This is a genomic window from Arcicella aurantiaca (assembly GCF_003148625.1).
In the GTDB taxonomy this organism is placed as follows: Bacteria; Bacteroidota; Bacteroidia; order Cytophagales; family Spirosomataceae; genus Arcicella; species Arcicella aurantiaca.
In genome coordinates this window covers 90,855-110,809 of sequence record NZ_QGGO01000015.1, presented here as the reverse complement: position 1 = coordinate 110,809, position 19,955 = coordinate 90,855, and the positions used below count along the sequence as shown (strand labels likewise).

General features: G+C 34.7%; 15 protein-coding genes. 7 read left to right on the top strand and 8 right to left on the bottom strand.

Features of this window, described 5'->3' with window-relative positions; genetic code table 11:
• The first annotated feature begins 37 nt into the window (after positions 1-37).
• On the top strand, positions 38-1,942 hold the full coding sequence (locus LV89_RS14820; RefSeq protein ID WP_109743694.1) for a beta-N-acetylhexosaminidase: 1,905 nt from the start codon (positions 38-40) through the stop codon (positions 1,940-1,942).
• Positions 1,943-2,041: 99 nt separating this feature from the next.
• Here LV89_RS14820 and LV89_RS14815 read toward each other — a convergent pair whose 3' ends face one another.
• Positions 2,042-2,815, bottom strand: coding sequence for a sensor histidine kinase (locus LV89_RS14815; protein WP_211321212.1), 774 nt, complete (start codon positions 2,813-2,815; stop codon positions 2,042-2,044).
• Positions 2,816-3,326: 511 nt separating this feature from the next.
• Between LV89_RS14815 and coaBC the strand changes: the two genes are divergently transcribed.
• The 3 genes from coaBC to LV89_RS14800 all read left to right on the top strand — a co-directional run bounded on the left by coaBC (position 3,327) and on the right by LV89_RS14800 (position 7,292).
• Entirely contained in the window at positions 3,327-4,538 is a 1,212-nt protein-coding gene (coaBC, locus tag LV89_RS14810; protein WP_109743692.1) for a bifunctional phosphopantothenoylcysteine decarboxylase/phosphopantothenate--cysteine ligase CoaBC, read from the top strand.
• Positions 4,539-4,606: 68 nt separating this feature from the next.
• Complete coding sequence (gene porD, locus LV89_RS14805) at positions 4,607-5,536, top strand: type IX secretion system protein PorD (RefSeq protein WP_109743691.1); 930 nt, start codon at positions 4,607-4,609, stop codon at positions 5,534-5,536.
• A gap of 208 nt (positions 5,537-5,744) precedes the next feature.
• The gene (locus tag LV89_RS14800; RefSeq protein ID WP_109743690.1) at positions 5,745-7,292 is read left to right on the top strand and encodes an NFACT RNA binding domain-containing protein; all 1,548 of its coding nucleotides are present in this window, start codon (positions 5,745-5,747) and stop codon (positions 7,290-7,292) included.
• 54 nt (positions 7,293-7,346) lie between these two features.
• On the opposite strand, the gene LV89_RS14795 is transcribed toward LV89_RS14800, so the two are convergent.
• Together LV89_RS14795 and LV89_RS14790 are read right to left on the bottom strand one after the other, a co-directional pair.
• Positions 7,347-7,991, bottom strand: coding sequence for a transposase (locus tag LV89_RS14795; protein ID WP_158279591.1), 645 nt, complete (start codon positions 7,989-7,991; stop codon positions 7,347-7,349).
• Positions 7,992-8,097: 106 nt separating this feature from the next.
• On the bottom strand, positions 8,098-8,706 hold the full coding sequence (locus LV89_RS14790; RefSeq protein ID WP_109743688.1) for a DUF4230 domain-containing protein: 609 nt from the start codon (positions 8,704-8,706) through the stop codon (positions 8,098-8,100).
• Positions 8,707-8,949: 243 nt separating this feature from the next.
• On the opposite strand from LV89_RS14790, the gene LV89_RS14785 reads away from it, so the two are divergent.
• The 3 genes from LV89_RS14785 (at position 8,950) to LV89_RS14775 (ending at position 13,558) form a co-directional block, all read left to right on the top strand.
• Positions 8,950-10,575 carry a sodium:solute symporter family transporter gene (locus tag LV89_RS14785; RefSeq protein WP_109743729.1) on the top strand — a complete coding sequence of 542 codons (1,626 nt, stop codon included), beginning with the start codon at positions 8,950-8,952 and terminating at the stop codon, positions 10,573-10,575.
• 164 nt (positions 10,576-10,739) lie between these two features.
• Positions 10,740-12,992 (top strand): carbohydrate binding family 9 domain-containing protein, encoded by a 2,253-nt coding sequence (locus tag LV89_RS14780; RefSeq protein WP_109743687.1) that lies wholly within the window; start codon positions 10,740-10,742, stop codon positions 12,990-12,992.
• Positions 12,993-13,186: 194 nt separating this feature from the next.
• A complete protein-coding gene (locus tag LV89_RS14775; protein ID WP_109743686.1) occupies positions 13,187-13,558 on the top strand; it encodes a glyoxalase in 372 nt (123 codons plus the stop codon).
• Between the two features lie 308 nt (positions 13,559-13,866).
• Here LV89_RS14775 and LV89_RS14770 read toward each other — a convergent pair whose 3' ends face one another.
• The 5 genes from LV89_RS14770 to LV89_RS14750 form a co-directional block, all read right to left on the bottom strand.
• Positions 13,867-14,799, bottom strand: a complete 933-nt coding sequence (locus tag LV89_RS14770) for a dihydrodipicolinate synthase family protein (protein ID WP_109743685.1) — start codon at positions 14,797-14,799, stop codon at positions 13,867-13,869.
• Positions 14,800-14,822: 23 nt separating this feature from the next.
• Positions 14,823-16,379, bottom strand: coding sequence for a sodium:solute symporter family protein (locus LV89_RS14765; RefSeq protein ID WP_109743684.1), 1,557 nt, complete (start codon positions 16,377-16,379; stop codon positions 14,823-14,825).
• Positions 16,380-16,476: 97 nt separating this feature from the next.
• The gene (locus tag LV89_RS14760; protein ID WP_109743683.1) at positions 16,477-17,952 is read right to left on the bottom strand and encodes an MBOAT family O-acyltransferase; all 1,476 of its coding nucleotides are present in this window, start codon (positions 17,950-17,952) and stop codon (positions 16,477-16,479) included.
• 4 nt (positions 17,953-17,956) lie between these two features.
• Positions 17,957-18,841 (bottom strand): hypothetical protein, encoded by an 885-nt coding sequence (locus LV89_RS14755; RefSeq protein WP_146199168.1) that lies wholly within the window; start codon positions 18,839-18,841, stop codon positions 17,957-17,959.
• Positions 18,842-18,985: 144 nt separating this feature from the next.
• Complete coding sequence (locus LV89_RS14750) at positions 18,986-19,939, bottom strand: hypothetical protein (protein ID WP_109743681.1); 954 nt, start codon at positions 19,937-19,939, stop codon at positions 18,986-18,988.
• Positions 19,940-19,955 lie beyond the last annotated feature (16 nt).

Genomic DNA, 19,955 nt, shown 5'->3' with positions numbered 1-19,955 from the left:
TTCTGAAATTTTAAAATTGCCCCAAATCAACAAAACCATGAAGAAAATCTTTTTATTGTTACTCAGTTCCTTTTCGGTATTTGCCCAAAATAATATTATTCCTGCTCCTGTGAGTTATGAAGTATCAACATCTTCGGGTATGAATATGTTTATGCTTGATTCTCGTACAAGTATTGATGTAACCGATGATAATCCTGATGCGAAAAGAATTGCAGAGAATTTTGTTAATTCTTTGGGATTTATGGCTGGACAAAAACCAGCGTTCAAAAAAGTAGCAACGCCAACGATGCAAGATAAAGTGATGATTTTTACCATCAATAAAAATGCTGATGCAAAGTTGGGTAATGAAGGTTATACATTGGAGGTAGATGGAACAACCATTAAATGTGCTGCAAACAAACCTGCGGGACTTTTCTATGCCATTCAGACGCTTCGTCAAATGATGCCACCACAAGCAGAAAATAAAGAATTTTCAATGGGAATGTTTCCTATTATGGGATGTAAGATTACGGATTATCCACGTTTTGGATGGCGTGGGTTGATGTTAGATGTTAGTCGTCATTTTTTTACGAAAGATGAAGTGAAAAGCTATATTGATTTAATGGCTCGCTATAAATTCAATACTTTACATTGGCATTTAGCAGACGATAATGGTTGGAGATTGGAAATAAAATCATTGCCAAAATTGACAGAAATCGGAGCTTGGCGTGTACCAAGAGTAGGTGGTTTTGGAAAACGTGAAGACCCAAAAGAAGGCGAAGCAGCTACTTATGGCGGTTTTTATACCCAAGAAGAAGTAAAAGAGGTAATTCAATATGCGAATGAAAGAAACGTTACGATTGTTCCAGAAATTGATGTTCCGGGGCATAGTATGGCGGTGTTAGCGGCTTATCCTGAGCTTTCAACCAAGAAAGATGTAAAGCGATATGTAAATCCCGGAACTGAGTTTGCCGATTGGTTTCCGAACGGAACTTTCAAAATGAAAATTGAAAATACTTTGAATCCTTCCGATGAAAAAGTATATGAGTTTTTGGATAAAGTTTTTACAGAAGTTGCGGCTCTTTTCCCGAATAAATATATTCACATGGGTGGTGATGAATGTTATCATGGCTATTGGGAAGAAGATGCAGGTTGTCAGGCTTTTATGAAGAAAAATAACTTAAAAGATGTTCATGAATTGCAAAGTTATTTTGTGAAAAGAGTTGAGAAAATTATCAATAAAAAAGGTAAAACCATGATTGGTTGGGACGAAATTTTGGAAGGAGGTCTTGCTCCAAATGCAACTGTAATGAGTTGGAGAGGAATGAAAGGCGGTATTGAAGCTGCTCGTCAAAAACATGATGTGGTAATGACCCCAACAACTTTTGCGTATTTAGACTATGTGCAGGGCGACCCAACGGTTGAAAAGCCAATTTATGCCAGTTTGTCTTTGAGAAAATCATATCAATTTGAGCCTGTTCCAGATAGTACGGACGCTAAATATATTTTGGGGGGACAAGGCAATTTATGGACAGAACAAGTACAAAACTACCGCCATGCTTTGTATATGACATACCCAAGAGCGTGGGCAATTGCAGAATCAGTTTGGAGTCCGAAAGAGAAGAAAAATTATACGAACTTTTTAGAAAGAACAGAAAATCATTTTGCTCGTTTTGATGCTGCCAATTTGAAAGTGAGCAAAGCCGTTTATGATGCCATTGTTACGACGAAAAAAGATGGTGATAAAATCATTTGTGAAATGGCTTGTGACATTCCAAATACAGAAATTTATTATTCGATGGACGATTCTTTCCCAGATAAATTTGCTACAAAATATACAACGACATTTGAAGTTCCGAAAGGAGATATTACTCTGAAAGTAATCACTTTACGTAATGGACAACCTTTAGGAAGAATGTTGAGTATTCCGAGAGCAGAATTGGAGAAAAGGGCAAAAAAGTAAGAATTTAAAAAGAGTGTCCGAAAAGTCATAAGTCGCAAGAATTTTAAACGAAATAATATTTTTTTGCGACTTACAACTTAAAGACTTTTCGGATACTCGTTAATTTTCTAAAGGAAATCCTAAAGAAGCCGTTACCATAAAATTTTGTTCTTCAAGTTTGAAGTATGCTTTTTCTCCAAAGTTAATTTTTAAGCGTTTTTGGAGATTTTCTATCCCTATTCCTGTACTTTCATCTAAGGAATTTGATTTGTTTTCTAAAGTTCCTTCATTCATAACTTTTAATTGTAAGTGAGTTGCGGTTTTATCACCCAAAATTCTAATGATTCCTCCTTTTTTTTGTTGCCCAATTCCATGTTTAATTGCATTTTCTGCTAATATTTGTAAGCAGAATGGCATCACTTTATAGTATCGCAGTTCGTTAGGAATATTGATTTCTACATTCAGACGTTCATGAAATCTAATTTTTTCGATAGAGAGATAATTTTCTAAAATTTCAATTTCTTCACTAAGTTGAATGTTTTCATCTAATTTTGTTTTAAGAGAAAGTCGCAGTAAATCAGAAAGTTGAGCAATAGCTTCTCGTGCAGAATGGGGTTCAATCAGTACCAAAGCCCTAATTCCATTGAGGGCATTAAAAAGAAAATGAGGATTTAATTGTTTTCGTAAACGGTCAAGTTCAGAATCGTGTAAAGATTGTAATAAATTGCTTTCTCGTTCCTTCAAAATGTGTCCATATCTGAAAAGGTGAAATCCCAAAAACCACGGAAAAGCATTCCAAATACATTCTAAGAGATAGTCAAAACGCATTTCGGTGGTGATTTTTTGATGTTCCCAAAGTTTATAATGATAGATAAAACCATGAGAATTTATCAAGAAAAAAATGCTTCCGCATATAATAACACCTATTAGAAGAGATAAAAATTGCCAGTATTTTTCCTGAGAATCTAAATCGACTTTCAAATAAAAAACCCTGTATATATAAGTTAAAATTACCATTGAGCTAAAATTTAGCACATAAAAAAAGATTATGGTTGTAGCTGAGCCTTCAGGGAGTTTACAGGTTGGTAGGGTGCGGTAGGCAATATAAATAACCCACCATGTGAGATGTAATTTCCAAAAAATGGATTCTTGTTTTTTTGATACCAGATTTACTATCATAAAATTAATGCGTTAGTGGAAAATATAGGAGCTAAAAAGCATGGTTTATCAGTAAAAGTAGGTTTTTTTTTGAGTGTTTTTTAAGCAAATTTTGCTTTTAGGTTGAACGTTTGAATGCAAGTATTAGCGTGTTTTTTGTTATACCAATTCTTTATGTTTAAAGCATTTGAACAGTTTTTACTTTTTGCTTATTAAATTTGACCTGTTTTTAATAGATAACGTCTCAATGCTTAAAAATAAAAAAATAATACTCGGAGTAACAGGAAGTATTGCTGCCTATAAAGTGGCAAGTTTAACCCGACTTTTGGTAAAAGAAGGAGCTGAAGTTCAAATTGTAATGACCCAAGTCGCCAAAGAATTTATTACACCTTTAACCTTGGCGACGCTATCAAAAAAGCCTGCTCTTGCTGAATTTGTGAAAGACCAAACTGGCACTTGGAATAATCATGTAGATTTGGGACTTTGGGCAGACGTTATTTTGATTGCCCCAGCAACCGCACATACACTCGCAAAATGTGCTAATGGTATTTGTGATGATTTATTAACTGCCGTCTATCTTTCTGCTAAATGCCCCGTGATGTTTGCCCCTGCGATGGATTTGGATATGTATCAACATCCGAGTACGTTGGAAAATTTGAGGAAATTACACTCATTTGGAAATCAGATTGTAAAGTCGAATTTTGGAGAATTAGCAAGTGGTTTGGTTGGTGAAGGGCGTATGGCTGAACCAGAAGAATTAGTGGAGATTTTGACAAAGCATTTTTCTGAAAACGCTATTTTAAAAGGCAAAAATGTATTGATAACTGCGGGACCAACCCAAGAACCAATTGACCCTGTTCGTTTTATCAGTAATCATTCAACAGGGAAAATGGGTTATGCCATAGCCAATAAATTAGCAAAAGCAGGGGCAAATGTGACACTTGTGAGCGGACACGTAGCTTTAAAATCTCCAGATTCGAGTATTAATTTGGTAAAAGTACGTTCTGCCAAAGAAATGTACGAAGCTTCGCAAAAAGCATTTGAACAAGCCGATGTAATCATTTTAGCCGCAGCCGTTGCTGATTATACTCCTGCCGTAGTTGCCGACAAGAAAATAAAGAAGAAAGAAGATACGTTTAATATAGAACTGACCAAAACGACTGATATTGCCAAAACTTTAGGGCAACAAAAACGTTCAGACCAATTAATGATTGGTTTTGCTTTAGAAACTGATAATGAAGTTGAAAATGCTTTAGGCAAAATAAAATCAAAGAATTTGGATATGATTGTTCTCAATTCTTTGCAAAATGCAGGAGCAGGTTTTGGGCATGATACCAATAAAATCAGTATTATCAAACGTGATGGCACGATGATTGACTTTGATTTGAAGTCGAAACAAGACGTAGCCCAAGATATTATGGAGGCAATTATCTCACAGTTATCAGTAAGTAGGGGTTAGGATTTAGTTGTTAGGGGTTAGTGTTGGATTAACGCATACTTGATTTTTATAGAAACACTCATTGATTTATGAAAAAATATCAAATGTTTACAAATAAAATATTCCTTCTATTTACTGCTTACTGTTTACTGATAACTGGTAACTGTATCAAAGCTCAAGAACTTAATTGTAAGGTTAGTTTATCGACCGACCAATTGCAAGTGAATGAACAACGTGGCTCAAATGTCTATAATGAGATTCAGAACGTGATGCAGGAGTTTTTAAATAACCGTCGTTGGTCGAATGATAATTTTTCTACCGAAGAGAAAATAAACTGTTCATTATCGGTAATTCTTACCAAAGCTTCGTCAGGTGGAGACTATGAAGGAACGGCTAACTTTCAAGTACGAAGACCCGTTTATGGCACAGCTTACGAAACAGTTTTGTTAAATTATGTAGATAAAAACTTCACTTTCAAGTACGTAGCAGGCACACCTTTGACTTATAATGACAATAACTTCAATGATAATTTGACCCAAATGTTGGCATTTTACGCTTATGTAGCGTTGGCATTCGACTATGATTCTTTCGGGAAAATGGGAGGGACTAATTTTGCCCAAAAAGCCTTAAACGTCGTAAATCTCGCACAGACAGCAGGTGGAGGTTGGGCTTCTACCAATGACATTCGTAATCGTTATTGGGTTTCTGAAAACTTACTTAATCAGCAATTACAGCCACTTCGTGAGGGTTTTTATACGTATCATCGTTTAGCGATGGACAATTACGTTACCAATCCTGCTGATGGTCGCAAGAAAATTACGGAGTATTTGAATCAAATAAAACAAATCAGCCAGTCACGCCCTGGACAAATTTGGTATCGACTTTTCTTTGAAGCAAAATCGCCAGAATTATTGAATATCTACGGAGACGCTCCTTTAGATGAACGTAAAAAAATCGTTTCATTGCTTACATCACTTGACCCAACCAATTCGGAAGCATATCGAAAATTAGGAAAATAGATTTTATCAAGGATAGTAATAAGAGCATAAAGGTTAGAATTTAATCTATCTGCTCATTCAAGCTATATCTTCTGTACTTTAAACAGGATAAATTTGTGAATATGTAGCATAGAGATTTTTCAAATGTTGCATGTTTTTAAATTTTATATGGTCATAATGCCTCATTTATTTTCTGTAATTTATCCTCTAAAATCTAATCGCTAATAACGTGCAAAACAATTATTATTTTCTTCGTCAATTATCAAAACGTCTTGAAAAAGAATTAGTTGGAATGGTCTTGGCGGAATGTTTTTCGCAAGAAAAAGACGAACTTTTATTGGGTTTTTGTAACGATGGAAAACAATGGCGACAGAAAAGAGATTTCTATATCAAAGCGGCATTACATCCTGATTTTGCCTGTTTAAATTTCCCTAATGATTTCAGAAGAGCAGGGCGAAACTCGGTGGATTTATTCAAAGAATTGATTGATTTGAAAGTAGTTAGTGTTCGTCAATTTTTAAATGAGCGTGCATTTGGACTTTATTTTGAAAATGATTTTGTGTTGCTTTTCAAAATGTATGGCAATCGCTCAAACGTTATTCTACTCCATGAAAATAAGGTGATTGATTTACTGCATAATAAATTGGTGGTAGATAATAATCTTGACCTTGATAATCTCGACCGCCCAATTGACCAATCTGAAACGGCTTTTAGTGAAAAAGGTTGGAAGGCACTTTTCCCAACTTTCGGGAAAGAAATAGCTTCTTATTTACAGACAAAATCGACCGTAACTTGGCAAGATATTCAAGCAGTTTTAACGCAAGTAGATAACCCGATTTATTATTTAAAAACGATTGATTATCAGCCAGTTTTATCTTTGATTGATACAGGAGAGGAAGTTCAAAAAACATTTGATGATGCGATAGAAGCAAGCAATAATTTTTACTATGCTTATACCCGAATCAATGTTTTTGACAAAGAAAAAGGGCAAGTCATTAAAGCACTTTTGAAGCGAAAAAGTAGAACTCAGACGTATATTGAGAAAAATTATCAGCAATTAAATGGATTAGATTCAGGAGTAAAACACGATGAAATTGCCAATATCATCATGGCAAATCTTCATGCAATTCCAGAGCGAACGGAAGTAATAGAACTTTATGATTTTTATCGTGACAAGCCTTTGAAGGTCAGATTAAAATCGGATTTATCACCACAAAAAAATGCCGAAAATTACTATCGAAAATCAAAAAATGAAAAGATAGAAATCCAGAAATTGATGGAAAATATTTCGGCAAAAGAAGAAGATTTAGCAGAAATAGACCAACAAATTTTAATTATCGAACAAATAGAAACACTCAAAGAATTTAGAAAATATCAAAAAGCAAATCAGTTGGAAGTTTCTCCAAAAGCGATTGACACTGTACAAGATTTGTTTAAATATTATCATTTTGAAGGGTATGAAATTTTGGTCGGTCGCAATGCTAAAAATAACGATTTACTCACTCAACGCTATGCACGTAAAGAAGATTTATGGCTTCACGCACGTGATGTGTCTGGTTCTCATGTAGTTATACGTAAGCAAGCAGGCAAGAATTTTCCCGTAAGAGTCATTGAACGGGCGGCGGGTTTGGCAGCTTATTACTCAAAACGTAGAAATGATACGCTTTGCCCTGTGATTGTAACGCCCAAAAAATTCGTCAGAAAAACTCGTGATTTGGGCGAAGGACAAGTAATTGTTGAGAAAGAAGAGGTGATTATGATTGAGCCACAATTGTAACCCGATGCTTCTGCATCGGAACAAAATATAGCAGTCCGATGCGGAAGCATCGGGTTACAAATAATACTTTTCATTTACATAAGAATATTCATAATCTTGCCATTTTTCAACTAAACCAATTTTCACTGGATTGTTCAAAATATAAGTAATAATTCTTTCGCACTCTTTACCATCTCTCACAATTCTATCGTAGCTTTCGTGTTGCCAAAACTCTCCGTTTCTTCGCAAAATTTCATTTGCTTTTTTGCCAGAATATCCCTTTAAAAACTTCAGGATTTGGTGCAAAGGATAATCTTCTTGCAAAATTCTGAAAACAAGATGAACATGATTTGACATAATGGTATAGCACAGAAGCTCATACTTTTTGTCATCATAAAAATGGATAGAATGTTTAACTAATTTGGCAATGGCAGGAAGAATTAGCCAAGTTGGACCAGATTTAGGGTTATCAAGAAGCTTGTCAAATTTTCCAAAATATCGTCGATGTTGTTCATCTACTAATTGTCGTTTTTCAACATACGATTTATCAGATAGCTCTGAAATCTCATTTAATCTCTCTCTTTGCTCTTTTTGGAGTTGCAAAATAACCTCAAGAGGTAAACTACCACTCAATCGCATGGTAATGAAATAATAAACATCATTTTTCTGAAAATGAGGCAGATTTCTCTCGTAGAACGGTTTAAATTCAAGTTTCATCATAAATGTAGCCCGATGCTTCCGCATCGGCATTGTGTAAATACTTTTTAAATTATGTAGTCTTATTATTATTATCCGATGCGGAAGCGGAGTGCCGCCCAGCATCGGGTTACAATTCTAACAATTTTTGTTCAGCCGAAGGTAAACGAAAATCAATATCCCAACCCATTGAGCTTGCCATTTGCGTAAGCATTACCACCGCTTGTTTCTTGGCAATTTTGGGTAATTCACTGGCAATTGCTTTGTTTTGCATTGTCTGTTTTGCATCGGCGAGGAGGGCAGTATATTCTTCATTTTTGAACTTATTAAAAAGTCCTTGGTCGATGTCATAAAACTTATAGTCCGAATCGGTACTCAGAATTTCAGGTTCTGGAAACTCTTCAATAATCATTTTACGAGAACCTTCTTCCCAACGCACTTTCACTTTTGCAAAGTCAAATCCTACCAAAACCTTCGCTTTTGCTACAATTAGGGCTTTTTTGTTGAGTGTATGCAAGCCAAATAAGACTTCTTTTTCAGAAGTATGGTCGTAAATTTCAGAGAAATGTCCTTCTGCCAAAACGATTTTAAAAACTTTCTCTATCTTCTCTAACAAAACGGTTGACTCATTTTTGATGAGCATTCCTTCTTTATTAGTGAATTTATTATAGACAGAAAAAATCCCGAAACCTGCGGCGATTCCGATTAGACAAAAGACGATATTTAAGATTGATAACATTTTAGAACGTTTTTGAAATTAGCAAGAGCAATTTTATAAAATATACTGTAAAGTTTTTACAGAACGACAAAATATTTTGATTAGAAATGATAAAACGAAATATAATTTTTTGAAATCAAAATTTACAGAAATTGAAATGTGTATTTTATTAGAAAAAATTGTAAAAAAATGGTAATTTCGAAGTCGAAATTAAGCAATTATTTCATATCGTTCCCTAAAACTAATTTAAAACACATTAACCCCATGCAACAACAAGGTTTACAAGCACTTGACTATGGAGTATTTTTATTTTACTTCGTGGTGGTGTCATTTTACGGCTACTGGATTTATAACAAGAAAAAATCAAAGGAGACCAATACACAAGATTTCTTTTTAGCTGAAGGTTCACTTACTTGGTGGGCAATTGGTTCATCATTGATTGCATCAAATATTTCGGCAGAACAAATGATTGGTATGTCGGGAAATGGTTTTTTGATGGGACTTGGTATTTCAACTTACGAATGGATGGCAGCGGCTACACTTATTGTTGTTGCAGTGTTTTTCATGCCAATTTATCTAAAAAATAAAATTTCGACCATGCCTCAGTTTTTGAGTCAACGTTATAACAAAACGGTGAGTTTGATTATGGCAATTTTTTGGTTGATACTTTACATTGCCGTGAATTTAACGTCAATTTTGTATTTAGGAGCGTTAGCAGTTTCTGGAATCTCTGGTATTGATTTTTATACTTGTATGGTTTTCTTAGCTGTTTTTGCCGTAATTATCACTATTGGTGGTATGAAAGTTATCGGTTTTACGGACGTTATTCAAGTGTTTTTCTTAGTAATTGGAGGTTTGGCAGCTACTTATTTGGCAGTCAATTTAGTATCTGAAAAATACGAAATGGAAGGTTTAGTGAATGGATTTAAATTAATGACTCAAAATCACGATGACCACTTCCACATGATTTATCCAAAAGGAAATTCTAATTATATGGCTTTGCCAGGTTTAACAGTTCTTTTTGGCGGTATGTGGATTGTAAACCTTAACTATTGGGGATGTAATCAATACATTACCCAACGTGCATTAGGTGCAGATTTGGACACTGCTCGTAAAGGTTTATTATTTGCCGCTTTCTTGAAATTATTAATGCCAATTATTGTAACCCTACCGGGTATTGCGGCTTACGCTTTATATCAAAAAGGATTGTTCCAACAAGAAATGTTAGATGCAACTGGGCAATTTAATCAAGATAGAGCTTATCCAGTATTGTTAAATTTATTACCTGCGGGATTAAAAGGTTTATCATTTGCAGCTCTTACGGCGGCAGTTGTGGCTTCATTAGCGGGTAAAGCAAACAGTATTTCTACCATTTTTACCTTGGATGTTTTCAGACCATATTTTGCAAAAGATATGAGTGAACAAAAATTAGTTTGGACAGGAAGAATCGTTATCATCGTGTCAATGATTTTGGCAATTGTTATTTCTCCATTCATGGGTATTGACAAAAAAGGTGGTTTCCAATTCATTCAAGAAATGACAGGTTTACTTTCTCCGGGTATTTTTGCGGCATTTATTATGGGTTTCTTCTGGAAAAGAACAAACTCGGCAGGAGCATTTTTTGCTATCGTGGGCGGGTTCTTAATCGCTTTGTCGATGCACTTAAACTTATTACCGGGAACAGATTGGACGCAAGTTCCATTCCTTGACCGTATGGGTTGGGTATTTGTAATTTGTGTGTCAGTAATGTTTGTGTTAAGTTTTGTATTGCCTGAAGAACACAAAGGTTTAGAAATTGACGCTTCAATGTTTAAAACTACAAGAGGTTTTGCTATTGGTGCCGCTATCGTTTTAGTTGCAATTGTAACACTTTATACTGTGTTCTGGTAAAAATCTGATTTTCAAAAAGATAGATAGCATCGAATTTTTCGATGCTATTTTTTTTATATTACAATAAATTTTCTGCCATTAACATTACTTTATCGTTTTTTGCTTTTTTTAGACTTGTCTAAATTGTTAACTTTGTTAATCAAAACTATAATCATCGATAAATTATGAATAAATTTTACCTTCTAACCTTCCTCTTGTTAACTTTTAAAATTTCTGCTCAAGATATTTTCTTGCCTGATTCAATCAAAAAAAATGTTGAAGCTACTCGTATTGACACTCATTTAAAAGTTGATGGAAAACTGGACGAATCTGTCTGGAATCAAGCAAAAATGATTACAGATTTTGTACAAGTTGAACCCAAACAAAAAGAACCTGCAAACCAAAAAACAGTTTTTAAACTTCTTTATAATGCTGATTATTTGTACGTTGGAGCAATTATGTATGAACCCGAAGGGAAAAAAGCACTTCGTGTTCCTAATCTTCAACGTGACTTTGATTATGGAGGAAGCGACCAAATCGGTATTACCATCGACGGTTTTAATGACGAACGAAATGCCATGATTTTTATGGCAAATCCGTATGGCTCACAACGAGATTTATTGAGCTTTGATGACCAAGTTTTTGATACCAATTGGGATGGACTTTGGCGTGTGCGTACAACTCGTACCGACACTGCATGGATAGCAGAATTTGCCATTCCGTGGCAAACGCTTCGTTATCAGCCCAATAAAGATTTACAAACGTGGAGTATTAACTTTTTCCGTTTACGAAGAATGACCAATGAACAAACTGTTTGGTCAGCCTTGCCACGTGCTTTTTCACCGTCAAGAATGCAGTATGCGGGCAAATTGACAAATTTACAAGCTCCGCCACCTTCAACAAACATTAGAGTTCAACCGTATTTTTTGGTATCAGATAATCGTTATAATGGTTCAGAATTATACGAGAAAAAGGACGGTTCTTCCGTAAAAGTAGGCGGTGAAATTAAGTGGGCAGTTACGCCAAATACCGTAATGGATTTGACGTATAATACTGATTTTGCTCAAGCCGATGCCGACCGACAAGTGAATAATTTGAGCCGACTTTCTGTGTTTTTCCCAGAACGTCGTCAATTTTTCTTGGAAAATGCCTCTTTATTTGCCGCAGGAATTTCTCCAATTGATGATAATTTTGGCGGACAACAAATTATCCAACCCTTTTTTAGTAGAAGTATTGGTTTGAATAGCAATGGAACTCCCATTCCAATTGATGTTGGATTTAGATTGGTAAATCGCTCTTTAAAAAGTAATTCTGGATTTTTATATGTTCGTCAGCGTGAGGTTGATGCTAATTTGGCGACTAATTTTTTTGTGGGTCGTTACTCTAAAAACATCGGTAAACAAAACAGAATCGGCTTAATTGGTACTTGGAAAAACGATGCACTTCATAATAACGCAACTGCTTCGGCTGATGGTTTTTTTAGAATAAATGAAAGTACAAACCTTAATACAATGGCGATGTTTTCGGGTGGAACTGTCCAAAACATGGGTTTTGCAGGTCATTATCAATTATTGCATAAAGGAATTAATTGGATTTATTGGTTAAGTCAAAATATCAATACCAAAGATTTTAACCCAGAAATGGGCTTTGTTTCTCGTCCCGATGTAGTTGAAAATTCAATAGGAGCTTATTGGTTAAATCGTGGAAAATGGTTGCCAAAATTTGTTAGAAGTTTTGAACCGGGCGGGTATTATAATAATTACTATGCTGTCACAACTGGTAAGTTAGTAGAAGAACGACTGAATTTTAACCCTATTTGGTTTGGCTTACAAAGCGGAGCAGGAATTGGCGTTTTTACGGATACATACTATCAGTTATTAGATTATTCGGATGGAAGTAGTCCGCTTTCATTTTTCAATGTTGCCATTCCACAAGGCAAATATAATTACACCCGTTACAGCGGAGCTTGGTTTAGTGATAGGTCGAAAAAGGTTTCATATTCGTTAATTGCAGAAACAGGGAAATATTACAACGGAGATTTAACGACCATTTCGGCGAATATAAGGATTGCCCCAATTCCTCATATTGCTTTAGATGGACGCATCACTAATAATAGTTATAGTGGTTTAGGCTTAAAGTCTGAGTCTGGAAGTACACAATTATACACTATTTCTGGACGATTTGCACTAAACCCAAGAGTACAGTTGATTGGATTTTATCAGCATAATTCTATCAATAATTTTGATGTTTGGAATGTGCGTTTTTCTTGGGAATATCGCCCGCTTTCATTCATATATTTGGTTCTTAATAAACGTGGATACGACGATTATCGCACGTATTTGTCAAATGACGGTTTAAGTCGTATAAAAACCAATGAATTATCTCGTCAAAATGAACAACAAAGCATTATTAAAGTTTCCTATTTAAAACAGTTTTAGGTGGTTGATTAGTTATTGGTTAAGGTGGTTGATTGGTTATTGGTTAAATAGTTATTGGTGATTTTACACATTCTAATATGTATTTATTTAAAAGTCTTTACAAACTTTCTCAAAAACAGACTGTTTGCATTGCATACGAAGCTTCCAGTTACCAATAACTAATACACCAGTGACCAATAACCAATAACAAATTAATGAATAGAGAAACCGACATAAAAAACATTCGCCCAATATTAACTTTTGAGATTGAAGCGGAAGGCGAATTAGAGAAATTTCAGAACGAAGTTTTACGACCAATTTTAAAGCTTCAACATGAATTATTAAAACAAATTTTTAAAACCTATTGCGATAAACGAAAAGGTACATTTTACAAACTTTCCGATAAAGATAAGCTCATTTACATCGACCAAGCCGTTAGAAAAGACATGAAATTTAAGCATTATCTTGAAGGTATCATTACAGGGGTTTTTACTTTGGAAGAATATCAAAATTTTCTGAAAAATGAAGAAGAATTGACTAAAAGAATGGTGAATTTGTTGGTGCAGAGATTGCAGAGTGGGGTGTAAATTCTCTGAACTATGATTTATTAGATTTAAAGATTTTTGGATTTCTGTTTTTTGAAAATAATCTTTCATCGAAGTAGTAAATATTAGAACTATGATTTATTAGATTTAAAGATTTTTGGATTTCTGTTTTTTGAAAATAATCTTTCATCATCAAAGTAGTAAATATTAGAACTATGATTTATTAGATTTAAAGATTTTTGGATTTCTGTTTTTTAAAATCCTAAAATTATTTAATCCAACAAATTATAGTTCAGATAGATAAATACTCCTAAAATCATCCAATCCAACAAATCATAGTTCAGACAAAACTAACTCACCAACTCCAAAGTATTCTGTAATTGCGTATATGAATCATAAAGTTGTTCAATTTGCTTTGCAATGTTTGGCGTAAAAACTCCCACTTCTCGACGAGTAAAAGTTGAGATGTCAAAGCCTCTTTTTTGTAAGAAATACTTAGAGACTGTTGGATAAACATGGTGCATCACATCCATATTTTCAATCAAGAATTTTTGAACATTAGCAACTTCTTCTTGTAAGTCAGAATTGTTGTAATTGTCACATAACCAGACGATTAATTCTGGAAAATAATTGCCTTGAATACACGATAACCCTGCCGAACCTGCCTTTAACGTATCTACCGCATGAACCATATAAGCATCGTATAAACCAAATGCAGGAGCATTGGCAGTTACGGCTAATTTTTGCTTGATAGTATCAAGATTCAAGCAAGTATCTTTGTGATAAATTACTCTACCCGTCTCGACAAATAACTGTAATTGCTCTGGCGATAATAGACGTTTATAAGGTACAGGACATTCATAAAAGCCAACAGGAATATTCTCTGTTTTGTCTAATAAACTAAACACGTTATCATTAAAAACTGCATCCGAATCTGATTCTTTCGCTATCAATCCTGCTAACAAAATAACCGCCTGTGTACCTGTATTATGTACTTTTTTGATGAAATCGGCTTGAGTTTCGATGCTTCCTTCAAAAGTCCCTGTTGCCACCACAGGAACCGCTCCATTGGTAGTTTTTATAATATGTTCGATGGTTTGGAGACGTTCATTTTCAGTCAATTCAAACATTTCGCTCGAAAGACAATTGGCAAATAAACCACTTGCTCCTGCTTCTAAATAAAGTTCTGTGAGGCGAGTTAATCCGTCAAAATCTATTGCTCCATTGTCTTTAAAAGGCGTGAGCATTACGGGAATAAACCCCTTTTTTGTTGTATTTTCCATGATAGATTCAATAAGCAGTGAGCTTATTTTGAGTTACTTTTTCTGAATTTTGTTAATAGGATACCCACTAAAAATATTGTCAGTGTGCCAACGACAATAATCATATTTTTGTGGAGAGGGTTACGTAAATAAGCGTATTCGTCTGGTAAAGCGACTGAAAATGTCATCCAAATAATGACTAAAATGCCGATAATAGTGGCTAAAATTGCTTCGTGATTTTGCGTTTTTTTACTGATGATTCCCAAAAGAAAAAGCCCTAACATTCCTGCCGCAAAAATGCCTGATAATTGCCACCAAACATCCAAAACACTTTTTACGCCAATCATGGCAATACCAGCACCCATACCAAGCAAACCAAAAACGACCGTAGCTAAATGTAACAAGCGTAAATGTTGTTTTTCGTTAAGGTCTTTTTTGAAATAACGTTGATAAATATCTACCGAAAATACCGTTGCCGAAGCATTCATTCCAGAGCTAATGGTACTCATAGCCGCCGATAAAATTGCCGAAACTATTAAGCCCATTAATCCTGCTGGAATTTTTGTCACCATAAAATGAGGCATCACTTTATCTCCATAATCCACAGGTTGAAGCGTTGCCATAATTGCTTTTAATTCATCGGGTGTGCCATTGGGTAGTTTTTCTAAAGCAACCTGATGTTTGAGTAAATCTATCAATTCTGGATGTAATTGATAGTAAGCAAAAAGGCAAGAACCTATAATGAAAAAAAGCAAAGAAGCAGGAATATATAACCACACACAAAGCCAAAGAGATTGAGTAGCTTTTTTGTTTGAATTGGTAGTATGATAGCGTTGAACATAGTTTTGGTCCATCCCAAAGTTGTTGAGATTGATAAAAAAACCGTACAAAAGCACTACCCAAAAAGAAGATTCTACAAAGTTTGGCTTGAATGTTCCGAGACTAAATTTATCATTAGCTTGTCCAATTTCGATAACATTTGAAATACCGTTTGGCATTTCTTCAATGATTAAATAAAAAATCAATAAAGCTCCAAAAGTTTTGACAACTGCTTGGACAACTTCCGTCCAAATAACCGCCTCAATTCCGCCTAATACCGTGTAGAAAATGATGCAAACTCCCATGATTAACATGATGAGTTCCATGGAGAAACCCGTTAATGCTTGTAAACTGAGGGCAATTCCGAAGAAAATTGACCCCATTCGAGCCAATTGAGTGAATAAAAAACAAACGACCGCATAAGTTCTTGCCCAAGTACCAAAACGTTTTTCGAGATTGGTATAAGCTGAAACTTCGCCCGTATTTCGATAAAAAGGAATGAAGGATTTTGAGGCAATCCAAGCGGCTAAAGGCATGGATAAACTAAAGACAAAGGCATTCCAATTGCCTCCGTAAGCCTTTCCTGGGACTCCCAAAAATGTATTGCTACTCAAAAAAGTGGCATAAATAGATGCTCCAATTGCCCAGCCCGGAATTTTACCCGAAGCGGTAGTGAATTGCTCTGAATTTTTGTTGGTACGAGAAAAATAAAAACCAACCAATATCATGCCCAATAAGTATAGGACAATGATTGAAATATCAAGAATTGGCAAGTTTTTCATCGTTAAGTATATCAGGTTTTTCTACAAAATTAGCATACGAATGTATTAATAATTTATAGTATTTTTCTGATATATTATACGATATTATGATGTTTTCCTAAAACTGAAAATAAATAAACTGTGAAGGTGCGTCGTACATTCCTAAAAATAAAATGGCTAAAATAATGCCGTAGTACAAAACCCAACGTACCAATAATGGTTTTTGATTAATGACAGTTCTAAGACTTTGACCACGTTGAAAAAAGTGAACAACTTCCATTACGAATAAGGCAAAAACTATCATTGCAAAATTGGTAATGCCTTGTCCCAAAAAGATATTTTTCTCAATAAATGCTTTAGTACCAATTTGTTGCAATTGCTCGCCTAAACCCGTAAACAAGTGCGTAGCGATGTAAGATGCTGATTTGAAATCAACTGCACGGAAGAAAATCCAAGCAAAGGAAGTCAAGCAGAAAATGGTAATAACTTGAACAATTTTATAAAGTGTGGGAAATTTCGGTAGTCCGATGGCGTTTACAATTTTATTTCTGAATGTTGCCGTTTGATTGGCAAAAACTAAATAAAAACCGTGAATTGCTCCCCAAATTACAAAGTTCCAACTTGCTCCATGCCAAATACCCGAAACTAAGAAAACAATGAAAAGATTATATTCTCTTCGCCATTTTGACACTCGGTTTCCACCCATCGTAAAATATAAATAATCTCTGAACCAAGTGGAAAGTGAAATGTGCCAACGTCGCCAAAATTCGGAGATTGTTTTTGAATAATATGGTCGGTCAAAGTTCTTCATTAACTCAAATCCCATCACTTGTGCCGAGCCTAAAGCAATGTCAGAATATCCCGAAAAATCACAAAAAATCTGGATTGAAAATAAGGCAGTAGCCACAATTAAAGGTATTCCTGTTTGGTGATAAGGGTCGTTATAAACCTGATTTACCATTACTGCCAAACGGTCGGCAATGACTACTTTCTTAAACATTCCCCATGCCATTAATTTTAATCCGTCTGTAACACGTTGATAATCAAAGCTATGTTTTTCGTAGAATTGATGAAGTACATTTTGCGGTCGTTCAATTGGACCTGCTACCAATTGCGGATAAAACATTACATACAAAGAATAAATCCCGAAATGACGTTCAGCTTTTTGATTTCCTCGATAAACCTCAATGGTGTAAGACATCGCTTGGAACGTATGGAATGACAAACCAATTGGTAATAATATTTTCAAGTATGGAATTGGGTTTTCGAGAGCAAAACCTTTCAAAAGCCACGTAACATTATCATTTAAAAAATTGTAATATTTGAAGATTGCTAAAACTCCGATGTTCGCAATTAAACTAAGGGTAAGATAGAATTTTCGTTTCTTCCCTTCGGACTGTTCAATGTAAATTCCTGCGTAGTAGTCAACAACAATCGTGAAACCCAAAATGAGCATATAAATGGGTACGAATGCCATGTAGAAATAGCAACTCGCTGCCAATAATAAAGCCCAACGAAAACGAAACGGAAGCACAAAGTACAGAATCGTAACGATGGGGAAGAAAATTAAAAATTCGATGGAATTAAAAAGCATAATATTAATGAATAGTGTTCTTTAATGACTTAATGAGTTTTTGGGTACGTTCAATTCTACAATTTTTATAAAGATGAAAATGAGTGTCATAAAAACAATCATCGGGGTAAATGTCATCAGCTAAACGGTTGATTTTGTGGCAGTTAACTTCTTTTTGAATAAGTTGCTCAAAAATGCTTAAAGCTTTTTTATTAGACTGAAAACCAGTTTCAGAAAAGGCAGGGAAGTACCAAAATACTTTTGCTTTTTTTGTATTAATATCGGCAATAAAATTGTTAATTAATTGTATTTCAGTCGAGTAGTCTTCATTTTGAATAGAAACCAAATCGCCAAGTGGTCTGATTGGTGGATTATTCAAATGAGCCAATAAATCACCTTTTTCAGAAAAACCTTTCCGATAATAATCAGAAATGGTATCATTAATTTGTGGTGATTTTATACGATTCGGAAAGAAAATCATGTTGCGAGCGTATCTTACATAAAAGATACTTTCTTTCTCCACTCTGTCAAAATAGTTGGGATAATTGATAAATTCCTTAGCTGGAGGATACGCAAACGCCGCCATTTCTTTTGAATAATCATCTCCGTCTTTTTTGAGATAATATTCTGGGCTGAGGATTAATATATCGTTACTTTTGACTTCTTTTAGGGCTTCACGAAGAATAAATTCAAGTCCGAAACCAGCATATAAACCCAGATTCGTGACGGGCATTCCCATTGCTTTTTGAATGGAGTCGGAGTCTATTCCAAACGCTAAACTTGAACCGCCCACTAAGATAATTTTAGGACTTTTAATTGTTTGAGCAAAATTATGTTTGTCGGCAATTGAAGCAAAATAATTCGTTTCAAGGTCGCCCCTAAAATGGATAACGCCAATGATAGTTGCCACTACCAAAATGGTTAATAAAGTTATTTTAAGAGAAAAATTAAGCAAAACGAGAATAATTGACAGTTGATAATTTTTAATTGATAATCTACAATTGATAATTGGCAGTTAATAATTGTTCATTATTAATTGCCAATTATCAATTATTCATACTCCTTCTTGTTCTAATAGTTGAATGAGTCTGGAAGTGAAAATTTTGCGTCCTTGAGAATTTAAGTGGTAAACATTATCAAAGAAAAAGCTATCGTCTAAAACAGAATTTTCTGGACTTCCTAAAATTGGAAACTTTAACTGTGTTCTATATTGATTTTCAATTTTTTTAACAACTGCCATGTTTTTTTCATAACCTGCTTCGATATAACTCGGAAATGTAAAGAGTACGGTAACACCTTTTTGTTTTGCGAAAGTTGCAAAATCGTTTAAGTCCTTAATTTGTTCCGAAAAATCTGTGGCAGTTGATAATTCTGGGTTAATAAAAGTAGGCTGAGCATTGTTTAAATGCCCAATCAAATCACCATTTTTATCAAAACATTTTCTGAAAAATACAGAAGTTGTATCTTCAATGCTGATAGGTTTGCTTCGAGTTCCTGCCCAAAATTCACCGATTAATAAACGACAATCAGAAAGTCTGTGGGTAGTATAAGCCCCAATTTCATTGGAAATTGAATTGAAATGAACCCATTTTTTTGCGGAAGGATAAAAGTCTGAAACAATCAATTGCTCTTCATGCTGACCTTGTGAAGTGGTAATATATTCTAAGGTAATCAGCACAATATCGCCTTTTTTTACAGTTGATTTGAGTTGCTCCATCATAAATTTACTGCCCAAATTGAAGTGTAAGGCGGCATTTACAACTGGAATTTCTAATTCTTTTGACAATAAATCGCTATCTACGCCAAAAGCCATGCTTGAGCCACTCATTAATATAAGTCGTGGCGAAGGCACAGAATCAAGCAAGTGCATTTTATCAATGAAAGTAGCCAAATAAGCGTTTCCAGAACGTGGGTCAAGTGCTAAGTCCGCCTTTCGAAGTCCATCAATTGCTAATAAAGGAACAATGGCAATGAGTAATATTTTTGTAAAAAAACGAATAAGTTTCAAAATGAAATTGTGTTAT

What these genes read in the sequence shown, in the direction of transcription:
- LV89_RS14780 (WP_109743687.1), top strand. Translation starts at nt 10,740, where the DNA reads ATGAATAAATTTTACCTTCTAACCTTCCTCTTGTTAACTTTTAAAATT.
- LV89_RS14760 (WP_109743683.1), bottom strand. Translation starts at nt 17,952, where the DNA reads ATGCTTTTTAATTCCATCGAATTTTTAATTTTCTTCCCCATCGTTACG.
- LV89_RS14765 (WP_109743684.1), bottom strand. Translation starts at nt 16,379, where the DNA reads ATGAAAAACTTGCCAATTCTTGATATTTCAATCATTGTCCTATACTTA.
- coaBC (WP_109743692.1), top strand. Translation starts at nt 3,327, where the DNA reads ATGCTTAAAAATAAAAAAATAATACTCGGAGTAACAGGAAGTATTGCT.
- LV89_RS14795 (WP_158279591.1), bottom strand. Translation starts at nt 7,991, where the DNA reads ATGATGAAACTTGAATTTAAACCGTTCTACGAGAGAAATCTGCCTCAT.
- LV89_RS14775 (WP_109743686.1), top strand. Translation starts at nt 13,187, where the DNA reads ATGAATAGAGAAACCGACATAAAAAACATTCGCCCAATATTAACTTTT.
- LV89_RS14785 (WP_109743729.1), top strand. Translation starts at nt 8,950, where the DNA reads ATGCAACAACAAGGTTTACAAGCACTTGACTATGGAGTATTTTTATTT.
- LV89_RS14770 (WP_109743685.1), bottom strand. Translation starts at nt 14,799, where the DNA reads ATGGAAAATACAACAAAAAAGGGGTTTATTCCCGTAATGCTCACGCCT.
- LV89_RS14790 (WP_109743688.1), bottom strand. Translation starts at nt 8,706, where the DNA reads ATGTTATCAATCTTAAATATCGTCTTTTGTCTAATCGGAATCGCCGCA.
- porD (WP_109743691.1), top strand. Translation starts at nt 4,607, where the DNA reads ATGAAAAAATATCAAATGTTTACAAATAAAATATTCCTTCTATTTACT.
- LV89_RS14820 (WP_109743694.1), top strand. Translation starts at nt 38, where the DNA reads ATGAAGAAAATCTTTTTATTGTTACTCAGTTCCTTTTCGGTATTTGCC.